The sequence below is a fragment of the Mesorhizobium sp. M8A.F.Ca.ET.207.01.1.1 genome (assembly GCF_004794715.1).
GTDB lineage: Bacteria > Pseudomonadota > Alphaproteobacteria > Rhizobiales > Rhizobiaceae > Mesorhizobium.
The window spans coordinates 309,149-332,249 of sequence record NZ_SRUS01000007.1 but is presented as its reverse complement, the minus strand read 5'-3'; the positions used below and the strand labels follow the sequence as shown (position 1 = coordinate 332,249).

The window sequence follows — 23,101 nt, the reverse complement described above, 5'->3', positions numbered from 1 at the left end:
GACAAAGCGATGTGCCGATGGGCGGCCTATCTCGGTGAAGCGGTCGTTCTCGAAGATATCCTCACGGCGCCCTGTCACTCGCTGATCGCCCAGAGCCACTGCGCCCAGGAAGCCAAGTCGCCGACCAATGGCGACGGTTTCGGCCTTGCCTGGTATGGCGAGAGGCCCGAGCCCGGCCTCTATCGCGACATCCTGCCGGCCTGGTCCGACCCCAATCTGAAAAGCCTGTGCCGGCAGATCAAGTCCGGCCTGTTCCTCGCCCATGTCAGGGCCTCGACCGGCGGCGCCACCAGCCGCATGAACTGCCATCCGTTCATCTCCGGCCGCTGGTCGTTCATGCACAATGGCCAGATCGGCGGTTTCGAGAAAATTCGCCGCGCGCTGGAGAACTCGCTGTCCGACGCTGTCTTCGACCAGCGCGAAGGCACCACCGATTCCGAACTGTTTTTTCTCCTGATGATCGACGAGGGCCTTTCGGCCGACCCACAAGGCGCCGTCTCGCGTGCCACCAGCCGCGTGCTGGAAGCCTCTCGCCGCGCCGGTCTCGAGCCGGCGCTTAAACTCACCGCCGCTTTCTCCGACGGGCAGATTCTATATGCGGTCCGCTACGCCACTGACGCTCACGCGCCGACGCTCTACACGTCCATCTTCCGCAAGGGCGCTGGCCGCTGCATCGTCTCCGAGCCCTTCGATCGCGAGGGCGGCGACTGGCAGGCGATCCCGCCATCGAGCTTCGTCACCATGACCAGGGACTGCATCGACATCAGTCCATTCGCTCCGGTCGCGGCGAAGCTGGCGCTGGTTGGGTAGCAAATCGTTTCGGTCGAGTTCCTCCGCGCCCCTCTCTGTCCTGCCGGACATCTCCCCCAGAGCGGGAGGCCAGATGTCGCGATGGTCTTCCCAATCTCGAACGTTGAAGAGCGAAGCCGCCGGCGAAGCTGACGTCTCCCCACTTGTAGGGGAGATGTCCGGCAGGACAGAGGGGGGCGCCGTAGAGTGCCGCGCCTCGGAAGCAGCCATTGCTACTGCGCAAACCGCCCCAGCCCGTAAGGCGCCAACAATGCATCGCGCTCGCCTTCAAGAATCTCCCGCGCGGCAAACAGGCCGACGGCTGGTGCCAGCGTGATGCCGGAATGCATGACCGCGACGTAGAGCCCATCCAGGCCCTCGGCGCGGCCGATGATCGGAAAGCCGTCGATCGGATTGGGGCGGTAGCCAATGGTGTGGAAATCGAGTTCCAGCCCCTCGGCGCCACGCAATGCTGCTTTCGTGACCGCGAACAGCGCGCGGGCCGTCGCTTCGGCGTCCATACCGGGATCGCCGCCGGCGAAATCCGAGCCGGCGATGATGCGGCCCTCGGCGGTCTGGCGCATGTGTAGCCTCTCGGCGTGCACCAGTCCGTTGAGCAATTTCCTGTAAGGCCGCGAATGGACGATAAGGCCGGGCGGCGTCTCGATTGGCAAGGTGATGCCGGCCGTCGCCGCAATATCCGGAGAGCCGACGCCAGCGGCGATCACCACCTCGTCGGCGGCAACGAGCCCATGTGATGTGTCCACGCCGGTAATCCTGCCGTTGCTCTGGGCCAGCGCGGTCACCGTGCCGGAGAGGATGCGCGCGCCTTGCCGCGCTGCATCCGCCAGCAGCGCCTTCGCTGTGGCCGCGGGCTCGGCGACACCTTCCTCAGCGATATGCAAGGCAAAATCTGGAGGCTCGGCGAGATTGGGCTCAATGCGTGCCACCTGCTCTCGGCCAACCCGTTCGATGCCGTAGCCCCAGGCCGAATGCTCGTCCGCATAGGCTTCGAGCCTCTCCGCCTGCAGGTCCCAGTTCAGGCCGCCGCACCAGGCCAGCGGCAGGCCGGGCAAATCATTTGCAAGTCGCTTCCACTCGGCCATGGCACGGATGCGCAGCCGGAAATAGGTTTCCGGATTGCCCCAACTGGCGTTGATCCAGGCAAACGAGTTCGGCGTCGCCACGCCGCCCGGCGCGCTGTCGGCAATGACCGTCACCTGCGCGCCAGCTCTGGTCAGATGCCAGGCAACCGAGGCACCAATAATGCCGGCGCCGATGACGATCACTTGTTTCGACGCAGCCATGGTCACTCCTCTGCCTCCTGATTCCAAGGGATGTTCATCCAAGTGGCATTCCTATGGCCGCTTGCCAATGTTGAAATACACGGCTCCCGGCCATTGCTGGCTTCAGCAGAGAGACGGCATCCGGCGGCATCCGTGCCGCCGGAACGGTCGACAGCCCGGCGTAGCGCTGCTAGAAGCCCGGCCTGTCACACGGAAATCCCAACAGAATGCCCGATACAATACCAGAGGAAGTGGCGCGCCGCCGCACTTTCGCGATCATCGCCCACCCCGACGCCGGCAAGACGACGCTGACCGAAAAGCTGCTGCTGTTCGGCGGCGCCATCCAGCTTGCCGGCGAGGTCAAGGCCAAGAAGGACCGTATCCAGACGCGTTCCGACTGGATGAAGATCGAGCGCGAGCGCGGCATTTCGGTCGTCACCTCGGTGATGACCTTCGAATATGAGGACAACGTCTTCAACCTGCTCGACACGCCCGGCCACGAGGACTTCGCCGACGATACCTATCGCACGCTATCGGCGGTCGACTCGGCCGTCATGGTCATAGACGCCGCCAAGGGCATCGAGCCGCGCACGCTGAAACTGTTCGAGGTCTGCCGGCTGCGCGACATCCCGATCATCACCTTCGTCAACAAGATGGACCGCGAAAGCCGCGATCCGTTCGAGATTTTGGACGAGATCGAGCAGAAGCTGGCGCTGGACACCGCGCCCGTCACCTGGCCGATCGGCCGTGGCAAGACCTTCTCCGGCACCTATCACCTGGCGCTGAACGCCGTGCGCAAGGGTGACGAAGAGAAGGAACGCACGCCGGTCAACGGTCCCGATTCCAACCGCGTTGCCGGCCTTCTGCCGGAAAATGAGCGCGAGGCCTTCATCGAGGAACTCGAACTGGCGCGCGAAGCCTGCCGTCCGCTCGACATCGACGCTTTTCGCGAAGGCCATCTGACACCAGTCTATTTCGGCTCGGCGCTGCGCAATTACGGCGTGCGCGACCTGATCGAGGCGCTTGGCGCCTTCGGGCCGCCACCGCGCGCGCAGGAGGCCGACACCCGCACTATCGAGGCGACGGAGGAGAAGATGACCTCCTTCGTCTTCAAGATCCAGGCCAACATGGATCCCAACCATCGCGACCGCATCGCCTTCGTGCGGGTCTGCTCGGGCAAGCTCGAGCGCGGCATGAAGGCCAAGCTGGTGCGCACGGGAAAGCCGATGTCACTCTCGGCGCCGCAATTCTTCTTCGCCCGCACCCGCGTCACCGCCGACGAAGCTTTCGCCGGCGATGTCGTCGGCATCCCCAACCACGGCACGCTGCGCATCGGCGACACGTTGACCGAGGGTGAGGAAATCCTGTTTCGCGGCGTGCCGAATTTCGCCCCGGAAATCCTGCGCCGAGTGCGCCTCGGCGACGCGATGAAGGCCAAGAAGTTGAAGGAAGCGCTGCACCAGATGGCCGAGGAAGGCGTCGTGCAGCTGTTTTCGCCGGAAGATGGTTCGCCGGCCATCGTCGGTGTCGTCGGCGCCCTGCAGCTGGATGTGCTGAAAGAGCGGCTGAACTTCGAATACACGCTGCCCCTTGAGTTCGAAATGTCGCGCTTTTCGGTCTGCCGCTGGATCTCGGCCGACGACAAGGCCGAAGTGCTTCGCTTCATCGAGGCGCATCGCGGCGACATTGCCCGGGATCTCGACAACGACCCGGTTTTCCTCGCCCAGCACGCCTTCTCGCTGAACTACGAAGCCGAACGCTGGAAAGCGATCCGCTTCGCCACGATCAAGGACTATCAGGTCCGCGACAAGGCGGCGTAACTGCCCTCTTTCCTTCTCCCCGTTCACGGGGAGAAGGTGCCCGAAGGGCGGATGAGGGGCAGCGCCGGCGTTGACTATTCTTTCGCCGCCGCCTCCAATTTGTCGATCTCGATCTTGCTCATCTGCATCATCGCCGACATCACCCGGCCGGCCTTGGCCCTGTCCGGGTCCTGAAGCAGCCTGGGCAGTTGCTCCGGCACGACCTGCCAGGAGACACCGAACTTGTCTTTCAGCCAGCTGCATTGCGACGGTTCGCCACCGCCTTCGATGAGCCTGTCCCAGAAATAATCGACCTCTTCCTGCGTCTTGCAGTCGATCGACTGCGACATTGCCTCGTTGAACTTGAATTGCGGTCCGCCGTTGAGCGCCTGGAACTGCACGCCGTCGAGTTCGAACGTGGTCACCAGCGCCTTGCCTTCATTTGCATGACCCTCTGGCCAGCGCATCACGCTCAGCACCTTCGAGTTCTTGAAAATGGAGACGTAGAAATTCATCGCCTCTTCGGCCTGGTCGTCGAACCACAGGCAGGTGGTGATCTTTTGCATGTCGCGCTCCTCGGTTGCTTCTTGCTGCTACGGTGAAACGGCTGGCTCCGGGAATGGTGCCATTCCCTTGCCGTTGAACCAAGGACGGGCGTCCGGCGCGCGATCCGACAGGGCATGCAATTTTTTTGCAGACGCCGATTTTCGGTAAGACTCTGGCGCATTGCAAAAATGTGGCCAGACCATACTTGCCGGTCTATAACCCCTGCGATCAAAATTCAGCGCCGCCGCGCCACTCTTCGGCTGCGGCCAGCCACCAAGGAAAAAATATGCCCGCCTACCGTTCCCGCACCACCACCCATGGCCGCAACATGGCCGGCGCCCGCGGCCTGTGGCGCGCCACCGGCATGAAGGACAGTGATTTCGGCAAGCCGATCATCGCGGTAGTCAATTCCTTCACCCAATTCGTGCCTGGCCATGTCCATCTGAAGGACCTTGGCCAGCTCGTCGCGCGCGAGATCGAGAAGGCCGGCGGCGTCGCCAAGGAATTCAACACCATCGCCGTCGATGACGGCATCGCCATGGGCCATGACGGCATGCTCTATTCGCTGCCGTCGCGCGAGCTGATCGCCGATTCCGTCGAATACATGGTCAACGCCCATTGCGCCGACGCCATGGTCTGCATCTCCAACTGCGACAAGATCACCCCCGGCATGCTGATGGCCTCGCTGCGCCTCAACATCCCGACCGTCTTCGTCTCCGGCGGACCGATGGAAGCCGGCAAGGTCGTGCTGGCCGGCAAGACCCAGGCGCTCGACCTTGTCGACGCCATGGTCGCGGCCGCCGACGACAAGATCTCCGACGAGGACGTCAAGGTCATCGAGCGCTCGGCCTGCCCGACCTGCGGGTCCTGCTCGGGCATGTTCACAGCCAATTCGATGAATTGTTTGACCGAGGCGCTGGGGCTTTCGCTGCCCGGCAACGGCTCGACACTGGCCACGCATGCCGACCGCAAGCGGCTGTTCGTCGAGGCCGGCCATCTCGTCGTCGATCTCGCCCAGCGCTATTACGAACAGGATGACGAGAGCGCATTGCCGCGCAGCATCGCTTCCAAGGGCGCCTTCGAGAACGCCATGACGCTCGACATCGCCATGGGCGGCTCGACCAACACCGTGCTGCATATCCTGGCCGCCGCGCATGAGGGCGAGGTCGACTTCACCATGGAAGACATCGACCGGCTGTCGCGGCGGGTGCCGGTGCTGTGCAAGGTGGCGCCGGCCAAGTCCGACGTGCACATGGAAGACGTCCATCGCGCAGGCGGCATCATGGCGATCCTCGGCCAACTCGACGAGGCCGGGCTGATCAACCGCGACCTGCCGACGGTGCACACCGCCAGCCTCGGCGAAGCGCTCGACCATTGGGATATTTCCCGCACCTCGAGCCAGAATGTGCGCGACTTCTTCCTCGCCGCCCCAGGTGGCGTGCCGACGCAGGTCGCCTTCAGCCAGGACCGTCGCTGGGAAGAGCTCGACACGAACCGCGAGACCGGCGTCATCCGCTCGGCGAAGACGCCCTTCTCCAAGGACGGCGGCCTTGCCGTCCTGAAGGGCAATCTGGCGCTCGACGGCTGCATCGTGAAGACGGCCGGTGTCGACGAGTCGATCCTGAAATTCACCGGTCCGGCTCGCGTCTTCGAAAGCCAGGACGCCAGCGTCAAGGCGATCCTCGCCAATGAGATCAAGGCCGGCGATGTCGTCGTCATCCGCTATGAGGGCCCGCGCGGCGGCCCCGGCATGCAGGAGATGCTCTATCCGACCAGCTATCTGAAATCGAAGGGCCTGGGCAAGGCCTGCGCGTTGGTCACCGACGGACGCTTCTCCGGCGGCACGTCGGGCCTGTCAATCGGCCATGCTTCGCCGGAAGCGGCGGAAGGCGGGCTGATCGGGCTGGTGCAGGAAGGCGACACGATCGAGATCGACATCCCCAACCGCACCATCCGCCTGGCTGTCAGCGACGCCGAACTCGACGCGCGCCGTGCGGCGATGGAGGCCAAGGGCGCGAACGCCTGGAAGCCGGAGGAAAAGCGCAAGCGCAAGGTGACGACCGCGCTGCGCGCCTACGCCGCCTTCGCCACCAGCGCTGACAAGGGCGCGGTGAGGCACGTGCCGGAGTAAGGTTCGCGCCGGCCCCCTCATCCAGCCGCTTGCGCGGCCACCTTCTCCCCGTTGGGGAGAAGAGGCTGACGCCCGCGTTGACGACCTCTTCTCCCCTCGGGGAGAAGGTGGCCCGGAGGGCCGGATGAGGGGGTCTGGCACCTACATTCGAAGGCACCCTCACGGCATCAGCTGATATTCATAAAGCTTCTGGTAAAGCCCGCCCTGCTTGAGCAGGGCACGATGCGCCCCGCTTTCCACCACCTTTCCGGCTTCCAGCACCACGATCGTGTCGGCCTGGTGCACGGTGGACAGGCGGTGCGCGATGACGATCGTGGTGCGCCCTTCCGTCAGTTGTTGCAGCGCGTCGCGGAACAGCGCCTCGGACTCCGCGTCGAGCGCGCTGGTCGCTTCGTCCAGCAGCAGGATTTCGGCGTTGCGCAGCATGGCACGCGCGATGGAAATGCGCTGGCGCTGGCCGCCTGACAAAAGGCCGCCATTCTCGCCGACATCGGTTTCGTAGCCTTTCGGCTGCGCGACGATGAAGTCATGCGCGTTGGCCGCCTTGGCCGCGGCGATCACCTCGTCGTCGGTGGCGCCCTCGCGCCCAAGACGGATGTTATGCATGATCGTGCCGGCAAACAGGAACGTGTCCTGGCTGACATAGGCGATCTTTTCCCTGAGCGAGGCCAGCGTGGCATGGGAAATATCCTGGCCATCGAGCAGCACCCTGCCGCTCTTGGGGTCATACATGCGCATGATCAGGTTGAGGATCGTCGACTTGCCGCCGCCGGAAGGCCCGACCAGCGCCGTCATCTTGCCGGCCTCAAGGGTCAGGTCGAACCCTTCCAGCACCGGCGGGCCGTTCTGATAGGCGAAGCTGACGGCGTCGAACCGTATCTCGCCGGGCCCGGCCTGAAGCGGCTTGGCATCCGGCTTCTCGGCCAATGTCAGCGGCTCGTCGGCCAACTGGAACATCATGCGCACGCCGACAATGCCGCTCTCCAACGAGATACGGACGCGTGCGAGGCGTTTAGCCGGCTCGTAGGCAAGCAGCAGCGCGGCGATGAAGGCCATGATGTTGCCAGGCATCTGGCCGCCCTGCAGAACCAGCAAGCCGCTGATCATGACCGCGCCGGCGATCGCCAGCCCGGCCAGCGTTTCCATCACCGGATTGGTAACCGCTTCCAGCGCGGCGATGTTGTTGGCCCGGTCCTCGACATCGGACACCGCCCTGTACATGCGCTTGCGCATCAGGCCTTCGAGGTTGAAGGACTTGACCACGCGCACTCCGATCGCGGTTTCCTGCATCACCTGGACGATCTGGCCGACCGAGCGGAACTCCATGGCAGCGAACTTGCGGACGCGTTTCAGGATGCGGTTGACGCCATAGATGGCCAGCGGACCGACGACGAAGCAGATCAGCGACAGCGCCGGCTGCTGCCAGACCATGACTCCAATCAAGGCGGCCAGCGTCACCAGATCGCGCACATAGGAGGTGACGATGAGGTCGAGCACGTTGCGCGCCGCCTGGGCATTGTTGGTCATGCGGGTGATCAGGTCGGATGACGAGGTCGAATGGTAGAACTCGATGCCTTGCGCCAGGATGCGGTCATAAATCTTGCGCTGCCGTTCGGCGATGATGGCGTTACCGACCCGGCTCATGAAGTAGGCCTGGACGAAGTTGGCGATGCCCTTGACGATGAAGATCGCGGCGACCGCCACGGCAATCATGTTGACGCGGTCGATCCTTTTGTCGATCACGAATTCATTGGTGATTTCGCGCAGGATCCAGGCGCTGGCGGCCGTCATGCCGGCGACCACCAGCATCGACAGGATGGCGGCGGCGTAGCCGGCCCTGTGCTGCCGGAACGATTCCCTGAGCAGCCTTGCGACGAGGCGCTGGTTTTCCGTCGAGCGGAAGAAGCGAAACAACGGCTGATCCTTGATGCCGGGATGACGAAGGCGGCTTATAGAGGGAGTTGCCGCCGGAGGGAACCTTTCGCCACCATGGAAAGAAACCCGCTGCGGCAGGCTGTCTTTTGAGACACGATGCGACTGTGATTCTTCAAGCGGGATGATGAGAGATGGATTTCGACCTAATCGTTCGTGGCGGCACACTGCCGGATGGCGGCATCGCCGACATCGGCATCAGCGGCGAGACGATCGCGGCGATCGAGCCGAAGCTCGAGGGTTCCGCGCGGACCGAGGTCGACGCCCGTGGCAATCTGGTGTCGCCGCCCTTCGTCGATCCGCATTTCCATATGGACGCCACGCTGTCCTACGGCATACCGCGCATCAACGCATCGGCCACGCTGCTTGAAGGCATCGCGCTGTGGGGCGAACTGAAGCCGCTTTTGACGCACGAAGCGGTGCGCGACCGCGCGCTCGCCTATTGCGACTGGGCGGTGTCGATGGGGCTGCTTGCCATCCGCACCCATGTCGATGTCTGCGACGACCGGCTATTGGCGGTCGAGGCGCTGCTGGAGGTTAAGAAGACCGTCGCCCCCTATATCGACCTGCAATTGGTGGCCTTCCCGCAGGACGGCTTCTATCGCTCGCCGACGGCGCGCCAAAACACCATTCGCGCGCTGGACATGGGCGTCGACATCGTCGGCGGCATTCCGCATTTCGAGCGCACCATGGCCGACGGCACGCGCTCGGTGACCGAACTGTGCGAAATCGCGGCAGAACGCGGCCTGATGGTCGACCTGCATTGCGACGAGACCGACGATCCCCTGTCGCGCCACATCGAGCAACTGGCCTATGAAACGCAGCGGCTCGGCCTGCAGGGCAGGGTCGCCGGCTCGCATCTCACTTCGATGCATTCGATGGACAATTACTATGTCTCGAAGCTTCTGCCGCTGATCGCCGAGGCCTGCGTTTCCGCGATCCCCAATCCCTTGATCAACATCATGCTGCAGGGCCGCCATGACACCTTTCCCAAGCGGCGTGGCATGACGCGGGTCAAGGAAATGCTGGCGCTCGGCATCCGTGTCGGCTGGGGTCAGGATTGCGTGCTCGATCCCTGGTATTCGCTCGGCACCGCCGACATGCTCGACGTCGCCTTCATGGGCCTGCATGTCGCCCAGATGTCGAGCCCCGCCGACATGGCGCGCTGCTTCGACATGGTCACCAACGTCAACGCCGCGATCATGGGCCTCGATCATCTCGGTCTGGAGGTCGGCAAGCGCGCCAGCCTGGTGATCCTCGATGCCGGCAATCCGATCGAGGCCCTGCGCCTGCGCGCCGAGCGCATCTGCGTCGTCGCCAGGGGCAAGGTGGTGGCGGAAAGGACAAGGCAGGATACCAGGCTGTCCATTCCCGGCAGGCCGGGGCAGGTGAACCGCAGACATATATCCACCTAGATACAGCCGATTCCCGACGCTGGTCTTACTCATTTCCTGATTTCTCCTCGTCAAAGCCACCGCTTCCGTCTACGACGCGGCTCAGGCGAGGGAGGAATCGGGGCCGGCATGACGCAACCCGTGGCGCGGAATTCCCCAATCAGGAATGTTCTTCTGGCCGGCATCCTGCTGATGCTGGCCGGCGACTTCCTGTTTGCGCTGAACGACGCGATGGGCAAGTGGCTGGTTGCCAGCTTTTCCGTCGGCCAGGTGGTGCTGATCCGTTCGATCGGCGCCTTTATCGTGCTCGGCCCGATGATCGCCAACCAGGGCGCCGGCAGACTGTTCCAGATGGAGCGGCCCGGGCTGCAGATCCTGCGCGTGGTTGCGACGACGCTCGACACCGCTTTGTTCTACGCCGCCGTCGTCTATCTGCCGCTTGCCGATGTGATGAGCTTCTACATGGCCGGGCCGATCTATGTGGCGGCGCTGTCGCATTTCCTGCTTGGCGAAAAGGTCGGCTGGCGCCGCTGGGTAGCGATCCTGCTCGGCTTCTGCGGCGTGGTGATCATGCTGAAGCCATCCTCCGCCGCGTTTTCGCTGTCGTCGAGTTTCGCGCTTGTCGGCAGCCTCGCCTTCGCCTTCGCAATCATCCTCAACCGGCGCCTGCGCGGCACCAGCGACACCAATCTGGTGACATGGCAGACGATCGGCACGCTGGCGGTTGGCGGCGTGCTGACCATTGGCGCCTGGAAGACGCCGTCGCCGCTCGATCTCGGCGCCATGCTGCTGCTCGGCATCGTCTCCTGCGGCGCGCATCTGATGATCACGCGGGCGCTGAAACTGGCGCCGGCCTCGACGCTGGCGCCGCTGCACTACACGCTGCTCCTGTGGGCGGTGGTGTTCGGGCTGGCATTCTTCGGCGATGTGCCCAGCCCGCGCATCCTGATCGGCTCGGGCATCATCGTTCTCGCCGGCCTGTTCATCTTCCACCGCCAGAAGGTGGTCGATACCACGGTGCCGCCGGAGAACGTGCCGAAGGGTGTGAACTAAAGCCCGGATTTCGGGTGACTAGCCCTGGCGTATCGCCGCAAGGTGCCTGGAAAACTCTGGTGTCTCCATCAGCGCCTTGCAGCGCGCGAAGCGGCCGTCGGCATAGGCGCGGAAATCGTCCACCGGATTGTTGTTGGCGAGCTGGATCAGCCCCCACAGCGTCCACAACAGGTCGCACATAGCCTTGTAGATGGCGACGCGGCCGCGCTCCGCCGGCTTCGCCTCGCCGCCGAAATAGGCGCGCATCAGCTCTTCGTCCTGGGCGGCGTCGAACCTGCCTTCCACGCTGAGATCGCCGAGGTCCCAGAGCGGATCGTTCATCCCGGAATATTCCCAGTCGACGATCCACATCCGCTCGCCCGTATCGAGGAAGTTTTCGCACAGCGGGTCGCAATGGCAGGCGACGAGAGGCAAGGGGCGGACGGCCAAGGCCTCGCGCACGCCGCCGGCCTCGCGCACCACGTCGTGATAGCCGGCGGGCAGGGCGACATCCCTGGTCGACAGCACCTTGAGATAGTCGTCGATCATCGAAAACAGCTCGAAGCGGAAGGGGAAGACCGCGCCGGACGCATGCAGCTTGCGGAAGGCCTCGGCCGCCCGGGCCGGACTGCCCTTCCGGTCCCTGAATTTCTCCGGCGACATCGTCTCGGCACCGGCGATGTAGCGCGTCACCATGACTCCAGTACCGGGATCGACATGCAGCACCTCGGGGCTAACGCCGGCTCTTGCCGCCTCGCGCGCCGCTATCGCCTCGTTGGCGCGGTTGATATATTCCTCGGTGCCTTTGCCTGGAATGCGCAGGCAGTAATCCCCGGCCTTGAAGACGAGATTGGTCAGGCCGCCGAGCCGTTCCAGCGGCCCGGTGTAGCCGGCCAGCAGCGGAATGGCGGCAAGTCTTGCCCGCGCCTCGTCTGTCCCCATGCCTGCGTTCCCACGCGTTATTTCTTCGCTGCAACGGTTCCACAATTTTCACCGTTTGGCTATCATTCCGGCGAGACGAAGGAGTTGGTGGGCACGTGGCGGACAGCAAACATCATGGCGCGCTCGGCGAAGTCTACGCGGCCAAGCGCCCGGAAGAGGTGGCGGCACTCTATGATCGCTGGTCGCAGACCTACGACGTCGACATGTCGGCGGCCGGTTACCGCCACCCGACGATCTGCCTTGCCTTGCTCGCCCGTCATCTGCCGCGCGGGTCAGCCCCGCTGCTCGACGCCGGGGCAGGGACCGGGCTGATCGGCGAATGGCTCGATATTGCCGGCTATCCCCAGGTCGAGGCGCTGGATATCTCGCAAGGCATGCTGGATCAGGCCGCGCGCAAGGGTGTCTATTCGGCGCTGCATTGCCTGGCGCTCGGCGGCGCCTTGCCTTTTGCCGACGACGCCTATGCCGGCATAATCTCGGCCGGCGTCTTCACCTCGGGTCATGTCGGCGCCGAGGGCTTGGACGAATTGATCCGCATCTGCCGGCCGGGCGGGGTGATCGTGCTGACGGTCAAGAACACGCTATGGGATCAGGGCTTTGCCGCGCGCATCGCCGAACTCGAAGCGCAAGGCCTCGTCACCCGCGCCGAGGAAACCCGCCCTTACGTCTCCATGCCTGGCGAGGCCGATACCGTGCCCAGTCGTGGCCTCGCCTTGCGCGTAAGCTAAGCCTTCACCCGCTCCATTGCCGGGTCGTATAGTGGCTCGAGATGGATATTCGCCGGCGTCCGCTGCATCGCGACCACCAGTTCATAGCTGCCCGAGGCGAGGAAATCATCGCTCACCCCGTCGGCGCTGCGCACATAGCCATAGCCGATATTCTTGCCCACCGTGTAGCCATGGCCGCCGCTGGTAAGATAGCCGACTGGCTCGCCGTCGCGCAGAATGGTTTCGCGGCCGAGCAGCACGATCTCCGGATCGTCGACCGTGAAGCCGGCAAAGCGCTTCTTCAGGGACGCGCCGCCAACCTTCTCGAGTGCACGCCGTCCGACGAAGTCGGTGTTCTTCCTGAGCTTGACCGCCCAGCCGAGCCCGGCCTCCAGCGGTGTGTCGTTGGGCGTGATGTCGGAGCCCCAGGCGCGATAGCCCTTTTCCAGCCGCAGCGATTCCAGCGCGCGGTAGCCGACCGGGCGGATGTCGTGCTTCCGGCCGGCCGCCATCAGCGCGTCGAAGACTTCCCCGGTGGCGGCGATCGGCACATGCAGCTCCCAACCCAGTTCGCCGACATAGGTGACGCGCAGCGCCCGCACCGTGTGGCCGGCGATGACGATTTCCCTGATATGGCCGAACGGGAAGCTGGCATTCGACACATCGCTCCCGGTCACCGCCGAAAGCACGTCGCGGGCACGCGGTCCCATCAGCGACAGCGTGCCGAAATCCTCGGTGACGTCGGTCAGCCTGGCATCGAGGCCCTCGCCAATATGGTCGCTGATCCACGAGGCGTCATGGGTGCGGAAACCGGTGCCGGTGACGATGTAGAATTTCTCCTCGGCAAGCCGCGACACGGTCAAATCGGCCTCGATGCCGCCGCGCGTGTTGAGAAGTTGCGTGTAGGTCAGCCGGCCGACCGGCTTGCTGACGTCGTTGGCGCAGATCCAGTCCAGCGCCTTGGCCGCGTCGGGGCCGCTCAGCTCATACTTGGCGAAGGACGACTGGTCGAAAATGCCGACATGCTCGCGCACATGCCGGTGCTCGTCGCCGACGGCCGCGAACCAGTTCTGCCGGCCCATCGAATAGACGTCCCTTGGTTCGACGCCCTCCGGCGCGAACCAGTTCGGCCGCTCCCAGCCGAGCTTCGAGCCGAACACGGCGCGCTGCTGTTTCAACCGCTCATATAGCGGCGAGACGATGCGCGGCCGGCCGCTGGCATACTCCTCGTGCGGAAAGCCGATCGTGTAATGCTTGCCATAGGCTTCCAGCGTGCGCTCGCACACCCAGTGCCGGTCGCGGTGCAGGTTGGAAAAGCGCCTCATGTCGACCACCCACAGGTCGAGCGGCGCCTCGCCGTCGACCACCCATTGCGCCAGCACCCAGCCGGCGCCGCCACCCGAGGCGATGCCGAAGGCGTTGAAGCCGGCGCCGACGAACATGTTGGCGCATTCGGGCGCCACGCCGAGGATGAAATTGCCGTCCGGCGTGAAGCTTTCCGGCCCGTTGATCATCTGCTTGACGCCAACGGCTTCCAGCGCCGGCACCCGCGCGATCGCCTGAACCATGTGCTGCTCGAAATGATCGTAGTCGTCGTCGAACAGCCGGAATTCCCAATCGTTGGGCACGTCCCCTGTCGTCCACGCCTGCGGGTTCGGCTCATAGCCGCCCATCACCAGGCCGCCGACCTCCTCCTTGAAATAGGTGCGCCGATCGGGGTCGCGCAGCGTCGGCGCGTCGGTTGCCAGCCCCGCGATCTTCTCGGTGATGATGTACTGGTGTTTCACCGGCTGCAGCGGCACGTTGATGCCGGCCATGGCGCCGACTTGCCGTGCCCATTGTCCGGCGCAGTTCACCACCTTGTCGCAGGCAATGTCGCCCTGGTTGGTCTTCACCGCCGTGATGCGGTCGCCCTTCATCTCGAAGCCGGTGACGCGCACGTCCTCATAGAGCTTGGCGCCATGCATGCGCGCGCCCTTGGCCAGCGACTGCGTGATGTCGGAAGGGCTCGCCTGGCCGTCGGTCGGCAGCCAGGAAGCGCCGACCAGATCGCCGGTCTCCATCAGCGGCCACATCGCCTTGACCTCCGCCGGAGACAGCAAGTGCATGTCCATGCCGAAGCTCTTCGCTGTCGTCGCCAGCCTTTTGTACTCGGTCCAGCGGTCGGCATTGGTGGCGAGCCGCAGGCAGCCGGTCATCTTCCAGCCGGTGGCGAGCCCGGTCTCGGCCTCCAGTCCCTTGTAAAGGTCGACGGAGTATTTCAGCACTCGCGTGATCGAGGCCGAAGAGCGCAATTGCCCGACCAGCCCGGCGGCATGCCAGGTCGAGCCCGAGGTCAGCTTGCCCTGTTCGAGCAGCACCACGTCGACCTTGTGGTCGCGCGCAAGATGATAGGCCGTCGAACAGCCGATGATGCCGCCGCCAATGACGACGACCGCGGCCTGGCTAGGCAAGGTCATGATTTCAGGATCCCGTATTTTGTCCGGTAGTTTTCCAGCGCCGCGTCGAGCCGCACCAGGTTTTCCTCGGTGTAGGCGACGTAGTCGATGCCGGGCGCGTCGAGATAGAGCTCCGACACCATGCTCCACATCGCCTCGCGCAGCAGCGAGGCGCATTGCATGGCGGCGTGCGAGCGGCGGATCGCCTCGTCCGGCTCCTTCATGAAATAGGCGGTCAGGAAGGCGAAGGATTCCGCGTCGCTCATGCCGGCGTTCGAGGCGACGCCGGCAAGGTCGAACATCGCCGTGTTGAAGCCGGCATATTCGAAATCGATCAGCCACAGCCTGCTGCCGTCATCGAGAATGTTGGCAGGCAGAAGATCATTATGGCCAAAGACGATCGGCAGCAGTTTCTGGGCACGCTCCAGTTCGTCGGCCAGCGCCAGGAAGCGCGGCAGGTCACCGCGCTTTCGGCTGCCGCCCTCGTCAAGCGTGCGCGCATAGTCGCGGATGACGTGGAACACCCAGAACATGAAGCCGGCGCCGGAGATATGGTTGGGCATCTCTCGGTGAAAGCCGCGCATCAGCGCCGCCACGCGGCCCAGATTGGCGCGCACGTCCTCGGCCAGATAGGTTTTGGCGCCAAGAAACGCCGTCACCAGGATTCCGGGTTCGGCATAATGGACCGCCGGCGCGAAGCCGGCGGCGTGAGCCGCCCGTGCGGTCATCACCTCGCGTTCGCGGAAGACATGGTGGAACGGATAGTCCTGGCCGAAGCGCACCACATGTTTGCCGGCCGTGTCAGTGACCACATAATTGGCATTGCTCAAGCCGCCGGGCAGCGGCGCGATCTCGATGGCGCCCGTCCAGCAGGGCAGGGCGCGGATGCGGTCTTCGGCAATCACGGAATCATCCCTGGTTTGCTGACCTGGTTTGCTGGGCTTCGACACGGCGCCACGGGCAGCGCAACGACGGCGGGGGGAAGTGCAAACAATCTCGTCGGTGCGGGACGCCAGGATTGGTATCCCGCACCGCACCGACGAGCCCCTTGGCCAGGTTTTTGAACCCGGCATCCGCCCCCGCGGATCTGAAAATTCCCTGCACCAGGCACGTTACATGCTGCCTGGTCAGTGAGTTGCGGCCCTGCCAATTACCCTCCCGCGCAGCTCCGAACCCCTCTTGAGGTTGGATTTCACGCCAGGGTTGCCCTTCTGTCAATAAAAAGATGTGACTTTTTTTGGGTATTTTGCCCGAAAGCATGGGCAATTCCTTTAAAAGCGTTAGGAATGCCCTAGAATCGGTCAATTCTCCAGGACTCAAAATGATTCACTCGAAACGGCATGGCGAAATCCTGCGGCTGCTGCAGGAAGAGGGAACCGTCACCATCGCCAGCCTGGCCGACCGGTTGGGCGTGTCGCTCGAAACCGTGCGCCGTGACGTCAAGCCGCTCACCAGCGACGGCTCGGTTCTGAAGATGCATGGCGCCATCGGCCTGCCGTCGATGATCGGCGAAGCGCCGTTCGAACGGCGCATGCGCGAGCATGCCGACGCCAAGCGCAGCATTGCCCGCGCGGTCGCGGCCACCATCCGTGACGGCGAATCGATCATGCTCGACACCGGCACCACGACGTCGTTCCTGGCGCGCGAACTGCTCGGCCACCGGCGCCTCACGGTCGTCACCAACTCGTCCGATATCGCTCGCACGCTGGCCACCATCAACGGCAACAAGGTGTATATGGCCGGCGGCGAGTTGCGCAGCGATTCAGGCGCCGCGTTCGGGACGTCGGCCATCGAGTTCGTCAGCCGCTTCTCGGTCAGCCACGCCATTATCTCCACCGGCGCCGTGGATGCGCTGACGGGCGTCATGGACTATGATCTGGAAGAGGCGGAATTTGCCCGCATGGTGCTGTCGCGCGGCCAGCGCTCGCTCGTCATCACCGACCACACGAAATTCGGCCGCCAGGGCCTGGTTCAGGTCTGCGGCTTCGACGGCTTTTCCGAACTCGCCACCGACCGCGCGCCGCCGCACGACATTGCCGCCGCCCTCGCACAGGCCGGCGCGCGGCTCAGCATCGCCCGCGGCGAAGCCGGAATTTAGCCAAACACTAAGGATTGATGGGCGCACACGCCCGCAAAAGTGCCACCCGACACGGCGAAGGCGATGTTATGCATCGCGCGTGCCGCGTCTCCGGCGGCATAGACGCCGGGTATCGTCGTCTGCTGCCTGTCATCGACTGATATCATCGGGCCAAGCAGGCCGTCCTTGAAGTCGCAGCCGAGCTGTTCGGCCAACGGGCTCGTCATCGTGTTGCGGGGCGCGGTGAACATCGCCTTGACGCCCGCCTTTCGGCCGCCGTCGAGGTGGACAACCAATCCGCCGGAGCCGTCTTCCCCGAGTTCGCTGACCGGCGCGGGCTCAAAGCTGACATTCTTGCCATCCAGGGCAAGCATCTCCTCGGCGTCGGGCTCGATCAGGCCGTTGCCGAACAGCGTGACGTCACCCCAGTCGGAAATCAGCTGGGCCTGATGTATGGACATCGGACCGGTCGCGAGCACGCCAAGCGGCCCGCCGGAAACCTCGTAGCCATGGCAATAGGGACAGTGCAGCACGGTCATACCCCATTGTCCGGCGAGCCCGGGAACCTCCGGCAGGATGTCGCGAACGCCGGTGGCAAGCACCAGCCGGGCGGCGCCGAATGTGTCGCCGCCATCGATGGCGATTTCGAAATCGCTTGTGCTGTTGGCAATGGCTTTGTCCGCACGTGCGGTGACAAGCCTGGCCGTCGGATAGGCAAGCAATTGCCGCCTTGCATCGTCGAGGATCGCGCCGGGCGTTCGCCCGTCCTGGCCGAGGAAGCCGTGCGAATGCGTGGCGAAGCGGTTGCGTGGCTGGCCGGCGTCGATCACCAGCACGTTGCGCCGCGCCCGCGCCGCCTGGATGGCGGCGGACAGGCCGGCGAAGCTGCCGCCGACGACGGCAAGATCATACTGCATGGCTGGAGACTCCAATGAGGGCGTAACGGCGGCGGAAATCGGCGGTCAGGTCGGCCAGCGTGATGCGGCTGAGCTTCTCCGCCAGCAGCTTCTCGGCCGCGACGCGAAAATCGTCGAGAACGGCGATCACCGCTTGCTCGACCAGACAGCCTGGGCTTTCCGGCTCGGTGCTGAAGGGCAGCAGCGTCTCGCCAAGAGCCACGCTGATCTCGGCCAGTGAAATGTTTTCGGGCGCGCGCCCGAGCAGCCAGCCGCCGCCATGCCCGCGCGACGAGGTGACGATGCCGGCATCGCGCAAGCCGCCAATGGTCCGGCGCACCACCACCGGATTGGTGTGGATGAAGGTGGCAAGCTGCTCGGAGGTCAGCGCCTGTTCGGGCTTCTCCGCCATGTGGACGAGAATGTGCAGGGTGGAGGACAGGCGACTGTTGCGTTTCATGTAACTTAATTAGTTACGATTCTTCGCGATGTCAAACACGCGAAGGTCGCTTAATGATTTACGGCGACGCTATGCCGGCAAAGCGCGAAAACTCATCCTGAAGCAGGCGCCGCTCGGTTTGCCGTCAAGGATCTCGATGCGGCCGCCATGGAGATGCATGATTTCCTGCACGAGGTTGAGGCCGAGGCCGGCGCCGTGATCCTGCGGACGCAGCCGGTAGAAGGGCTCGAAAATGCGCTCCCGCTCGCCCGGCGGCACGCCGTCGCCTTCGTCCCGGACCTCGATGATGGCGGGCATTGTGACGCTGACGGTGATCTTGCCGGCGCGGCCGCCATGCTCGATGGCGTTCTGCACGATGTTGGTCACCGCGCGTTCGATCGCGGTGCGGTCGCCGGTGGCAAAAAGCGTGTCCCGTTCCGGCTCGAACGACATTTCGTAGCCGGCCGAGAACGCCATCGGCGCGAGGTCGACGATGACGCCGCGCGCGATCGCCACGAGGTCTACCTTTTCGAAGGCCGTTGTCTGCCGGTCGAGGCGCTGCAGGTCGAGCAGCTGGTCGGTCAGCGTCGAAAGCCGTGCCGCATCCTGCAGCAGCCTTGCCCGCTCCGGCGTCGCCGGCAGCGAGGCAAGGCGCGTGTTGAGGATGGCGACCGGTGTCCTGAGTTCATGGGCGGCGTCGGTCAGGAAGCGCTTGTGGCGTTCATAGCCCTTGTCCAGGCGCGCAAGGGCGGCGTTCACCGCCTTGACCAGCGGCGTCACTTCCTTTGGCACATCTTTCAGCGGCAGCTGCACGCCACGCTGGTCGATGTCGATGCGTTCGGCCTCTGCGGCCGCATGGCCAAGGCCTGACAGTGCGCCGCGCACCACCCATGGTGTCGCGACCAGCGTGGCCAACGCCATCAGCCCGGCGAGCGGCAATATGCCTTGCAGGAAGAATTGCGGCGCCTGGCCGAGCAGGCGCAGCAGCGAAAGCCCGCCCTTGGTGCCGCTGAAGATCTGGACATTGCCGGCCGCCGTATCGGTCCAGCGGATCTTTCCCTCCGGCGGCGCGGCTTGTCCGATTGCGTGGTCGATACGGGCGTCGCTGATAATGTCCAGCAGTCCGGCAAAGGGCTGGAAAATGGCCGGCACCCTGCCTTCTTCCAGTCGGTGCCCTTGCTTGTCGCGGATGATGAACCAGAGGTCCGGAACGTTCGAGCGCAGCTTTGCCATATCCGGCGTCTCGGTGATGACAAGCTTGCCGCCGGCATCGCGTATCACCGCATCCGCCAGCACGTCCATCGTGCCGTCCTCGTAGTCATGCGGGATAAGGCCGGTGGCCAGCATGGCGCCGAGAATGCCGACGATGATCAGCGTCAGCATCGCGCATTGCAGCAGGGCGATGCGCAGCACCAGGCTCCATTTGAGCGAACGCGGGCGCTTGAGGCTCATAGCTCGGCGCTCATGTCGTTTCGCGCAGGAGATAGCCGACGCCGCGAATGCCATTGATCGTCACGCCGGCATCGGCATCGGCGAGTTTGCGGCGCAGGCGCGAGACGTGGGTGTCGAGCGCGTTGGACTGGATCTCGTCGTCGAGGCCGAACACCGCCTCCATCAGCGCCTCGCGCTGCACCATGCGACCGGTCCGGCGCATCAGCGCCTCCAGCACCAGGAGTTCGCGCCGCGGCAGGCTGAGCGGTTCGGCACGGATCGACGCTTCGCGATGCCCGACGTCGAGCACCAGGTCGCCGGCGCGGATGAATTGCGACTGCATCGGTGCCGGACGCCTGAGCAGCGCGCGCAACCGGGCAAGCAATTCCTCGAAGGCGAATGGTTTTGCCAGATAGTCGTCCGCGCCCATGTCCAGCCCATCGACCTTGTCCGCTGTGTCGCCTCTCGCCGTCAGCATCAGCACTGGCGTGGTGTTCTTGGCCGAACGCAATCTGGGCACCAGCGACAGCCCGTCGCCATCCGGCAACTGACGGTCGAGCAGGATCGCGTCGTAGCTGTCGGCGGCGACGAAGCCTTCGGCTTCGATGAGCGAGCCGGCATGATCGACCACCATGTCGTGGCGCTTCAGCGCGGCACGTAAGGCAGAGACCATTTCGGGCTCGTCCTCGACCAGCAAGATTCGCATCGACAGTTCTCCAGCAACGGCAACAGCTTCGGGCGCTACCGCGCCAACATTGCGCAAACATGGCAAAGCCGAACGGCCTGGGGTCGACAGGCGCTTTCTTTGGCTCTCCGAGATTGCGCAATGTCTATGCAACCCAGTCGCGGCAAACAGCGCCGGTCGGCACGAATCGCCCATGCCGGCGTGAAGGCGTCGGGCCCGAATATGCAACAGGTCGGGCCCGACGTTGAAGCGGAAATGACGCTGAAACGAAATCAGGTGGCACACCAGACTGGTTGGGGTGCTGTTGTACGGGATTGAGGTTACCATGCCTGCAAATGATGCTCTGTCTTTTCTCATGGCGTGGACCGTCGCGCCGTTCAGGGTCGGCTCCGTCACGCCGTCCAGCTCCAGCCTGGCGGCATTGATGACCCGTGACATCGGACCTGAGACAGGCCCCGTGCTGGAGCTCGGTCCAGGAACAGGTCCTTTCACACGGGCGCTGCTGTCGCGCGGGGTGAAGGAGGAGGATCTGACGCTGATCGAGTCCGATCCGGATTTCGCCGCGCTGCTCATGCGTCGTTTTCCTGCCGCCCGGATTTTTGAAATGGATGCTGTCGGCCTGCGCCATCTGTCGCTCTTCCACCGGCCGGTGATTGGCGCTGCCGTCAGCGGCTTGCCTTTCCGGCTGATTTCGCCGCGCAAGACGCTCGCCATTCTCGAAGGTGTTTTCGCGAACCTTCGTCCCGGCGGAGCCCTCTATCAGTTCACGCTCGGACGGCGCTGTCCGTTCGACCAGTCGCTGCTCGACCGGCTCGATCTCGAGGTCACGCGGGTTGGTCATACGTTCCGCAATTTCCCGCCGGCGACGGTCTATCGCATCGCCAGAATCAAGGCAGCCGGAACCTATGACTGGCGCTTCGCATGACGGGACCATTGTCGGTCATTCTCGGCTTCGGCCTGTTCGGCGTCTTTTGCCTTGCCTTCACCGAGAAGATCCTGCCGATTCCGCCCTCGCATGTGTTGCTGCTGTTTCTCGGCATGACGGCGGCGCCTGACGGTGCGACGCTGGCGATCCTGTTGGCGGTGACGACTTCCGCCTCCTTCGCCGGCTGCCTTGTCTGGTATGGGGTCGGCCGCCGGATCGGGTTCGACCGTGCCGACAGGCTGATCGGACGAGCCGGCAGATATGTCTTCCTGCGCCCCGAAACCTATCGCAAGCTTGGCCAGGCCTATCGCCGCAATCATGTCAGGGTATCCTTGCTGGCGCAGTTCATCCCGACCGTGCGCAATTACCTGCCGATCGCAGCTGGCGCGCTGTGTCTGCCTGCCTTGCCTTTCGCGGCCGCGACGCTGCTTGGCGCCACCATATGGAATGCGGGCTTTCTCCTGACCGGCTATCTCATGCACGGCAGCGGCCAGGATTCTTTCACGGTGGGCTTGCGCATCATCGTTATTGTCGTGGCGCTGGAGGCGGCCTTCATGCTTGCGTTGCGCTATGGCCCGACATGGCGACGCCGCATCACGCTGATGCTCGGCTGAACGCGCCACCGGGTCATGGGATAAGCTCCGCGATCCGCTTTCCTTCGCTTGCCTGCCGGTGTTTAGTCCGGCCATGGCCTTCACCATCCGCCAGTTGCAGTTCTTCGTCGCCGTTGCCGAGCAAGGCACGGTGTCGCGCGCGGCGCAAAACCTCTCCATCTCGCAATCGTCGGTCACCGAAGCGATCAAGGAACTTGAAAGCGATCTCGGCGTAGAACTGTTCGAGCGCCATCCGCGCGGCCTCAACATCACCCACAAGGGCCACCAGTTCCTGCGTCACGCGACAAAGATCCTCGCCGACGTATCCGACGCCCGCCGCTCTTTTTCCGGCGAACAGGCCGTCGCCGGTGGCCGGCTGCAGCTCGGCGTCACCTCTCTGGTCGCCGGCTATGTGCTGTCGGATCTGCTTTCCCGCTACCGCCGCGCCTATCCCGGCGTCGAGGTGTCGGCCATAGAGGACAATGGCGACTACCTCGAACATTTGCTCATCGGCGGCAAGCTCGACATTGCCGTCATGGTCACCTCCAATTTGCGCGACCGCACTGCCCTGCAATCGGAAATCCTCGAAGTCTCGGCCTATCGGCTGTGGCTGCCGCTCGGCCATCCCTTGGCTGGCGCCGACATCATCGGCATCGGCGATATCGCCTCCGAACCGCTGATCATGCTCACCGTCGACGAGATCGAGGAGAACACCGGCAAGCTGCTGACGGCGATCGGCGCCAGGCCGCATGTCGCCTTCCGCACCCGTTCCGTGGAAGCCGTGCGCAGCCTCGTCGCCACCGGCGCCGGCGTGGCGCTGCTGCCCGATCTCGTCTACCGGCCCTGGTCGCTGGAAGGCGACCGCATCGAATCGCGCGACATTTCCGGTGCCTTGCCGGTGGTGCAGGTCGGCATGGTCTGGCGGCGCGGCTCCAGCCTGCCGCAGGCGGCGCGCGACTTCATCGGGCTTGCCCAGTCGCAACGGACGGTCCGCCAGCGGCCCTGATCCGCGGCGATCTATCGGAAAAACCGATATCGCCCTTCTGATAAATGAATTTG

20 protein-coding genes are annotated in these 23,101 nt (G+C 64.3%); 10 read left to right on the top strand and 10 right to left on the bottom strand.

Annotated features, from left to right (window positions below; translation table 11 throughout):
- The first annotated feature begins 9 nt into the window (after positions 1 to 9).
- Positions 10 to 810 carry a class II glutamine amidotransferase gene (locus EN850_RS22680; RefSeq protein WP_136092278.1) on the top strand — a complete coding sequence of 267 codons (801 nt, stop codon included), beginning with the start codon at positions 10 to 12 and terminating at the stop codon, positions 808 to 810.
- Positions 811 to 1,022: 212 nt separating this feature from the next.
- Here EN850_RS22680 and EN850_RS22675 read toward each other — a convergent pair whose 3' ends face one another.
- Entirely contained in the window at positions 1,023 to 2,096 is a 1,074-nt protein-coding gene (locus tag EN850_RS22675; RefSeq protein WP_136092277.1) for an FAD-binding oxidoreductase, read from the bottom strand.
- Between the two features lie 206 nt (positions 2,097 to 2,302).
- On the opposite strand from EN850_RS22675, the gene EN850_RS22670 reads away from it, so the two are divergent.
- Entirely contained in the window at positions 2,303 to 3,895 is a 1,593-nt protein-coding gene (locus EN850_RS22670; RefSeq protein WP_136092276.1) for a peptide chain release factor 3, read from the top strand.
- A gap of 74 nt (positions 3,896 to 3,969) precedes the next feature.
- Here EN850_RS22670 and EN850_RS22665 read toward each other — a convergent pair whose 3' ends face one another.
- Entirely contained in the window at positions 3,970 to 4,440 is a 471-nt protein-coding gene (locus tag EN850_RS22665) for a VOC family protein (protein WP_136092275.1), read from the bottom strand.
- Between the two features lie 266 nt (positions 4,441 to 4,706).
- Here EN850_RS22665 and ilvD point away from each other — a divergent pair, with 266 nt between their 5' ends.
- Complete coding sequence (gene ilvD / locus EN850_RS22660) at positions 4,707 to 6,551, top strand: dihydroxy-acid dehydratase (RefSeq protein WP_135930614.1); 1,845 nt, start codon at positions 4,707 to 4,709, stop codon at positions 6,549 to 6,551.
- Between the two features lie 159 nt (positions 6,552 to 6,710).
- Here the strand turns inward: ilvD and EN850_RS22655 are convergent, their stop codons facing one another.
- Complete coding sequence (locus EN850_RS22655; protein ID WP_127278649.1) at positions 6,711 to 8,465, bottom strand: ABC transporter ATP-binding protein; 1,755 nt, start codon at positions 8,463 to 8,465, stop codon at positions 6,711 to 6,713.
- Positions 8,466 to 8,617: 152 nt separating this feature from the next.
- Here EN850_RS22655 and EN850_RS22650 point away from each other — a divergent pair, with 152 nt between their 5' ends.
- Together EN850_RS22650 and EN850_RS22645 are read left to right on the top strand one after the other, a co-directional pair.
- Positions 8,618 to 9,898, top strand: a complete 1,281-nt coding sequence (locus tag EN850_RS22650; RefSeq protein WP_136092274.1) for an amidohydrolase family protein — start codon at positions 8,618 to 8,620, stop codon at positions 9,896 to 9,898.
- Between the two features lie 108 nt (positions 9,899 to 10,006).
- A complete protein-coding gene (locus EN850_RS22645) occupies positions 10,007 to 10,930 on the top strand; it encodes a DMT family transporter (protein ID WP_127873578.1) in 924 nt (307 codons plus the stop codon).
- A gap of 18 nt (positions 10,931 to 10,948) precedes the next feature.
- Here EN850_RS22645 and EN850_RS22640 read toward each other — a convergent pair whose 3' ends face one another.
- Positions 10,949 to 11,851 (bottom strand): phosphotransferase family protein, encoded by a 903-nt coding sequence (locus tag EN850_RS22640; RefSeq protein WP_136092273.1) that lies wholly within the window; start codon positions 11,849 to 11,851, stop codon positions 10,949 to 10,951.
- 95 nt (positions 11,852 to 11,946) lie between these two features.
- Here EN850_RS22640 and EN850_RS22635 point away from each other — a divergent pair, with 95 nt between their 5' ends.
- Positions 11,947 to 12,579, top strand: coding sequence for a class I SAM-dependent methyltransferase (locus EN850_RS22635; protein WP_136092272.1), 633 nt, complete (start codon positions 11,947 to 11,949; stop codon positions 12,577 to 12,579).
- Here the strand turns inward: EN850_RS22635 and EN850_RS22630 are convergent.
- Positions 12,576 to 15,017 carry an FAD-dependent oxidoreductase gene (locus EN850_RS22630; protein WP_136092271.1) on the bottom strand — a complete coding sequence of 814 codons (2,442 nt, stop codon included), beginning with the start codon at positions 15,015 to 15,017 and terminating at the stop codon, positions 12,576 to 12,578. The two genes, EN850_RS22635 and EN850_RS22630, sit on opposite strands and share 4 nt — an antisense overlap.
- Positions 15,014 to 15,901 carry a phosphotransferase family protein gene (locus EN850_RS22625; protein WP_127280249.1) on the bottom strand — a complete coding sequence of 296 codons (888 nt, stop codon included), beginning with the start codon at positions 15,899 to 15,901 and terminating at the stop codon, positions 15,014 to 15,016. Before EN850_RS22625 ends, EN850_RS22630 begins: the two co-directional genes overlap by 4 nt.
- 416 nt (positions 15,902 to 16,317) lie before the next feature.
- Here EN850_RS22625 and EN850_RS22620 point away from each other — a divergent pair, with 416 nt between their 5' ends.
- Complete coding sequence (locus tag EN850_RS22620; protein WP_127280250.1) at positions 16,318 to 17,094, top strand: DeoR/GlpR family DNA-binding transcription regulator; 777 nt, start codon at positions 16,318 to 16,320, stop codon at positions 17,092 to 17,094.
- On the opposite strand, the gene EN850_RS22615 is transcribed toward EN850_RS22620, so the two are convergent.
- The 4 genes from EN850_RS22615 to EN850_RS22600 form a co-directional block, all read right to left on the bottom strand.
- Entirely contained in the window at positions 17,091 to 17,990 is a 900-nt protein-coding gene (locus EN850_RS22615) for an NAD(P)/FAD-dependent oxidoreductase (protein ID WP_136092270.1), read from the bottom strand. The two genes, EN850_RS22620 and EN850_RS22615, sit on opposite strands and share 4 nt — an antisense overlap.
- Positions 17,980 to 18,429: an Rrf2 family transcriptional regulator gene (locus EN850_RS22610; protein ID WP_127873574.1), complete on the bottom strand. Its 450-nt coding sequence runs from the start codon at positions 18,427 to 18,429 to the stop codon at positions 17,980 to 17,982. Before EN850_RS22610 ends, EN850_RS22615 begins: the two co-directional genes overlap by 11 nt.
- A gap of 69 nt (positions 18,430 to 18,498) precedes the next feature.
- On the bottom strand, positions 18,499 to 19,860 hold the full coding sequence (locus EN850_RS22605) for a HAMP domain-containing sensor histidine kinase (protein ID WP_136092269.1): 1,362 nt from the start codon (positions 19,858 to 19,860) through the stop codon (positions 18,499 to 18,501).
- A gap of 10 nt (positions 19,861 to 19,870) precedes the next feature.
- Positions 19,871 to 20,545 (bottom strand): response regulator transcription factor, encoded by a 675-nt coding sequence (locus EN850_RS22600; protein ID WP_135882952.1) that lies wholly within the window; start codon positions 20,543 to 20,545, stop codon positions 19,871 to 19,873.
- A gap of 304 nt (positions 20,546 to 20,849) precedes the next feature.
- Between EN850_RS22600 and EN850_RS22595 the strand changes: the two genes are divergently transcribed.
- The 3 genes from EN850_RS22595 to EN850_RS22585 all read left to right on the top strand — a co-directional run bounded on the left by EN850_RS22595 (position 20,850) and on the right by EN850_RS22585 (position 23,048).
- Positions 20,850 to 21,449, top strand: a complete 600-nt coding sequence (locus EN850_RS22595) for an rRNA adenine N-6-methyltransferase family protein (protein WP_127873580.1) — start codon at positions 20,850 to 20,852, stop codon at positions 21,447 to 21,449.
- A complete protein-coding gene (locus EN850_RS22590; protein ID WP_136092268.1) occupies positions 21,446 to 22,063 on the top strand; it encodes a DedA family protein in 618 nt (205 codons plus the stop codon). The genes EN850_RS22595 and EN850_RS22590 overlap by 4 nt, the downstream gene beginning before the upstream one ends.
- 73 nt (positions 22,064 to 22,136) lie before the next feature.
- A complete protein-coding gene (locus EN850_RS22585; protein ID WP_136092267.1) occupies positions 22,137 to 23,048 on the top strand; it encodes a LysR substrate-binding domain-containing protein in 912 nt (303 codons plus the stop codon).
- The last annotated feature ends 53 nt before the right edge of the window (positions 23,049 to 23,101 follow it).

Excerpts from the sequence above, each read along its gene's own strand:
- EN850_RS22680 (WP_136092278.1), top strand. The coding sequence starts at position 10 with ATGTGCCGATGGGCGGCCTATCTCGGTGAAGCGGTCGTTCTCGAAGAT.
- EN850_RS22675 (WP_136092277.1), bottom strand. The coding sequence starts at position 2,096 with ATGGCTGCGTCGAAACAAGTGATCGTCATCGGCGCCGGCATTATTGGT.
- EN850_RS22670 (WP_136092276.1), top strand. The coding sequence starts at position 2,303 with ATGCCCGATACAATACCAGAGGAAGTGGCGCGCCGCCGCACTTTCGCG.
- EN850_RS22665 (WP_136092275.1), bottom strand. The coding sequence starts at position 4,440 with ATGCAAAAGATCACCACCTGCCTGTGGTTCGACGACCAGGCCGAAGAG.
- ilvD (WP_135930614.1), top strand. The coding sequence starts at position 4,707 with ATGCCCGCCTACCGTTCCCGCACCACCACCCATGGCCGCAACATGGCC.
- EN850_RS22650 (WP_136092274.1), top strand. The coding sequence starts at position 8,618 with ATGGATTTCGACCTAATCGTTCGTGGCGGCACACTGCCGGATGGCGGC.
- EN850_RS22645 (WP_127873578.1), top strand. The coding sequence starts at position 10,007 with ATGACGCAACCCGTGGCGCGGAATTCCCCAATCAGGAATGTTCTTCTG.
- EN850_RS22640 (WP_136092273.1), bottom strand. The coding sequence starts at position 11,851 with ATGGGGACAGACGAGGCGCGGGCAAGACTTGCCGCCATTCCGCTGCTG.
- EN850_RS22630 (WP_136092271.1), bottom strand. The coding sequence starts at position 15,017 with ATGACCTTGCCTAGCCAGGCCGCGGTCGTCGTCATTGGCGGCGGCATC.
- EN850_RS22620 (WP_127280250.1), top strand. The coding sequence starts at position 16,318 with ATGATTCACTCGAAACGGCATGGCGAAATCCTGCGGCTGCTGCAGGAA.
- EN850_RS22615 (WP_136092270.1), bottom strand. The coding sequence starts at position 17,990 with ATGCAGTATGATCTTGCCGTCGTCGGCGGCAGCTTCGCCGGCCTGTCC.
- EN850_RS22610 (WP_127873574.1), bottom strand. The coding sequence starts at position 18,429 with ATGAAACGCAACAGTCGCCTGTCCTCCACCCTGCACATTCTCGTCCAC.
- EN850_RS22605 (WP_136092269.1), bottom strand. The coding sequence starts at position 19,860 with ATGAGCCTCAAGCGCCCGCGTTCGCTCAAATGGAGCCTGGTGCTGCGC.
- EN850_RS22600 (WP_135882952.1), bottom strand. The coding sequence starts at position 20,545 with ATGCGAATCTTGCTGGTCGAGGACGAGCCCGAAATGGTCTCTGCCTTA.
- EN850_RS22595 (WP_127873580.1), top strand. The coding sequence starts at position 20,850 with ATGCCTGCAAATGATGCTCTGTCTTTTCTCATGGCGTGGACCGTCGCG.
- EN850_RS22590 (WP_136092268.1), top strand. The coding sequence starts at position 21,446 with ATGACGGGACCATTGTCGGTCATTCTCGGCTTCGGCCTGTTCGGCGTC.
- EN850_RS22585 (WP_136092267.1), top strand. The coding sequence starts at position 22,137 with ATGGCCTTCACCATCCGCCAGTTGCAGTTCTTCGTCGCCGTTGCCGAG.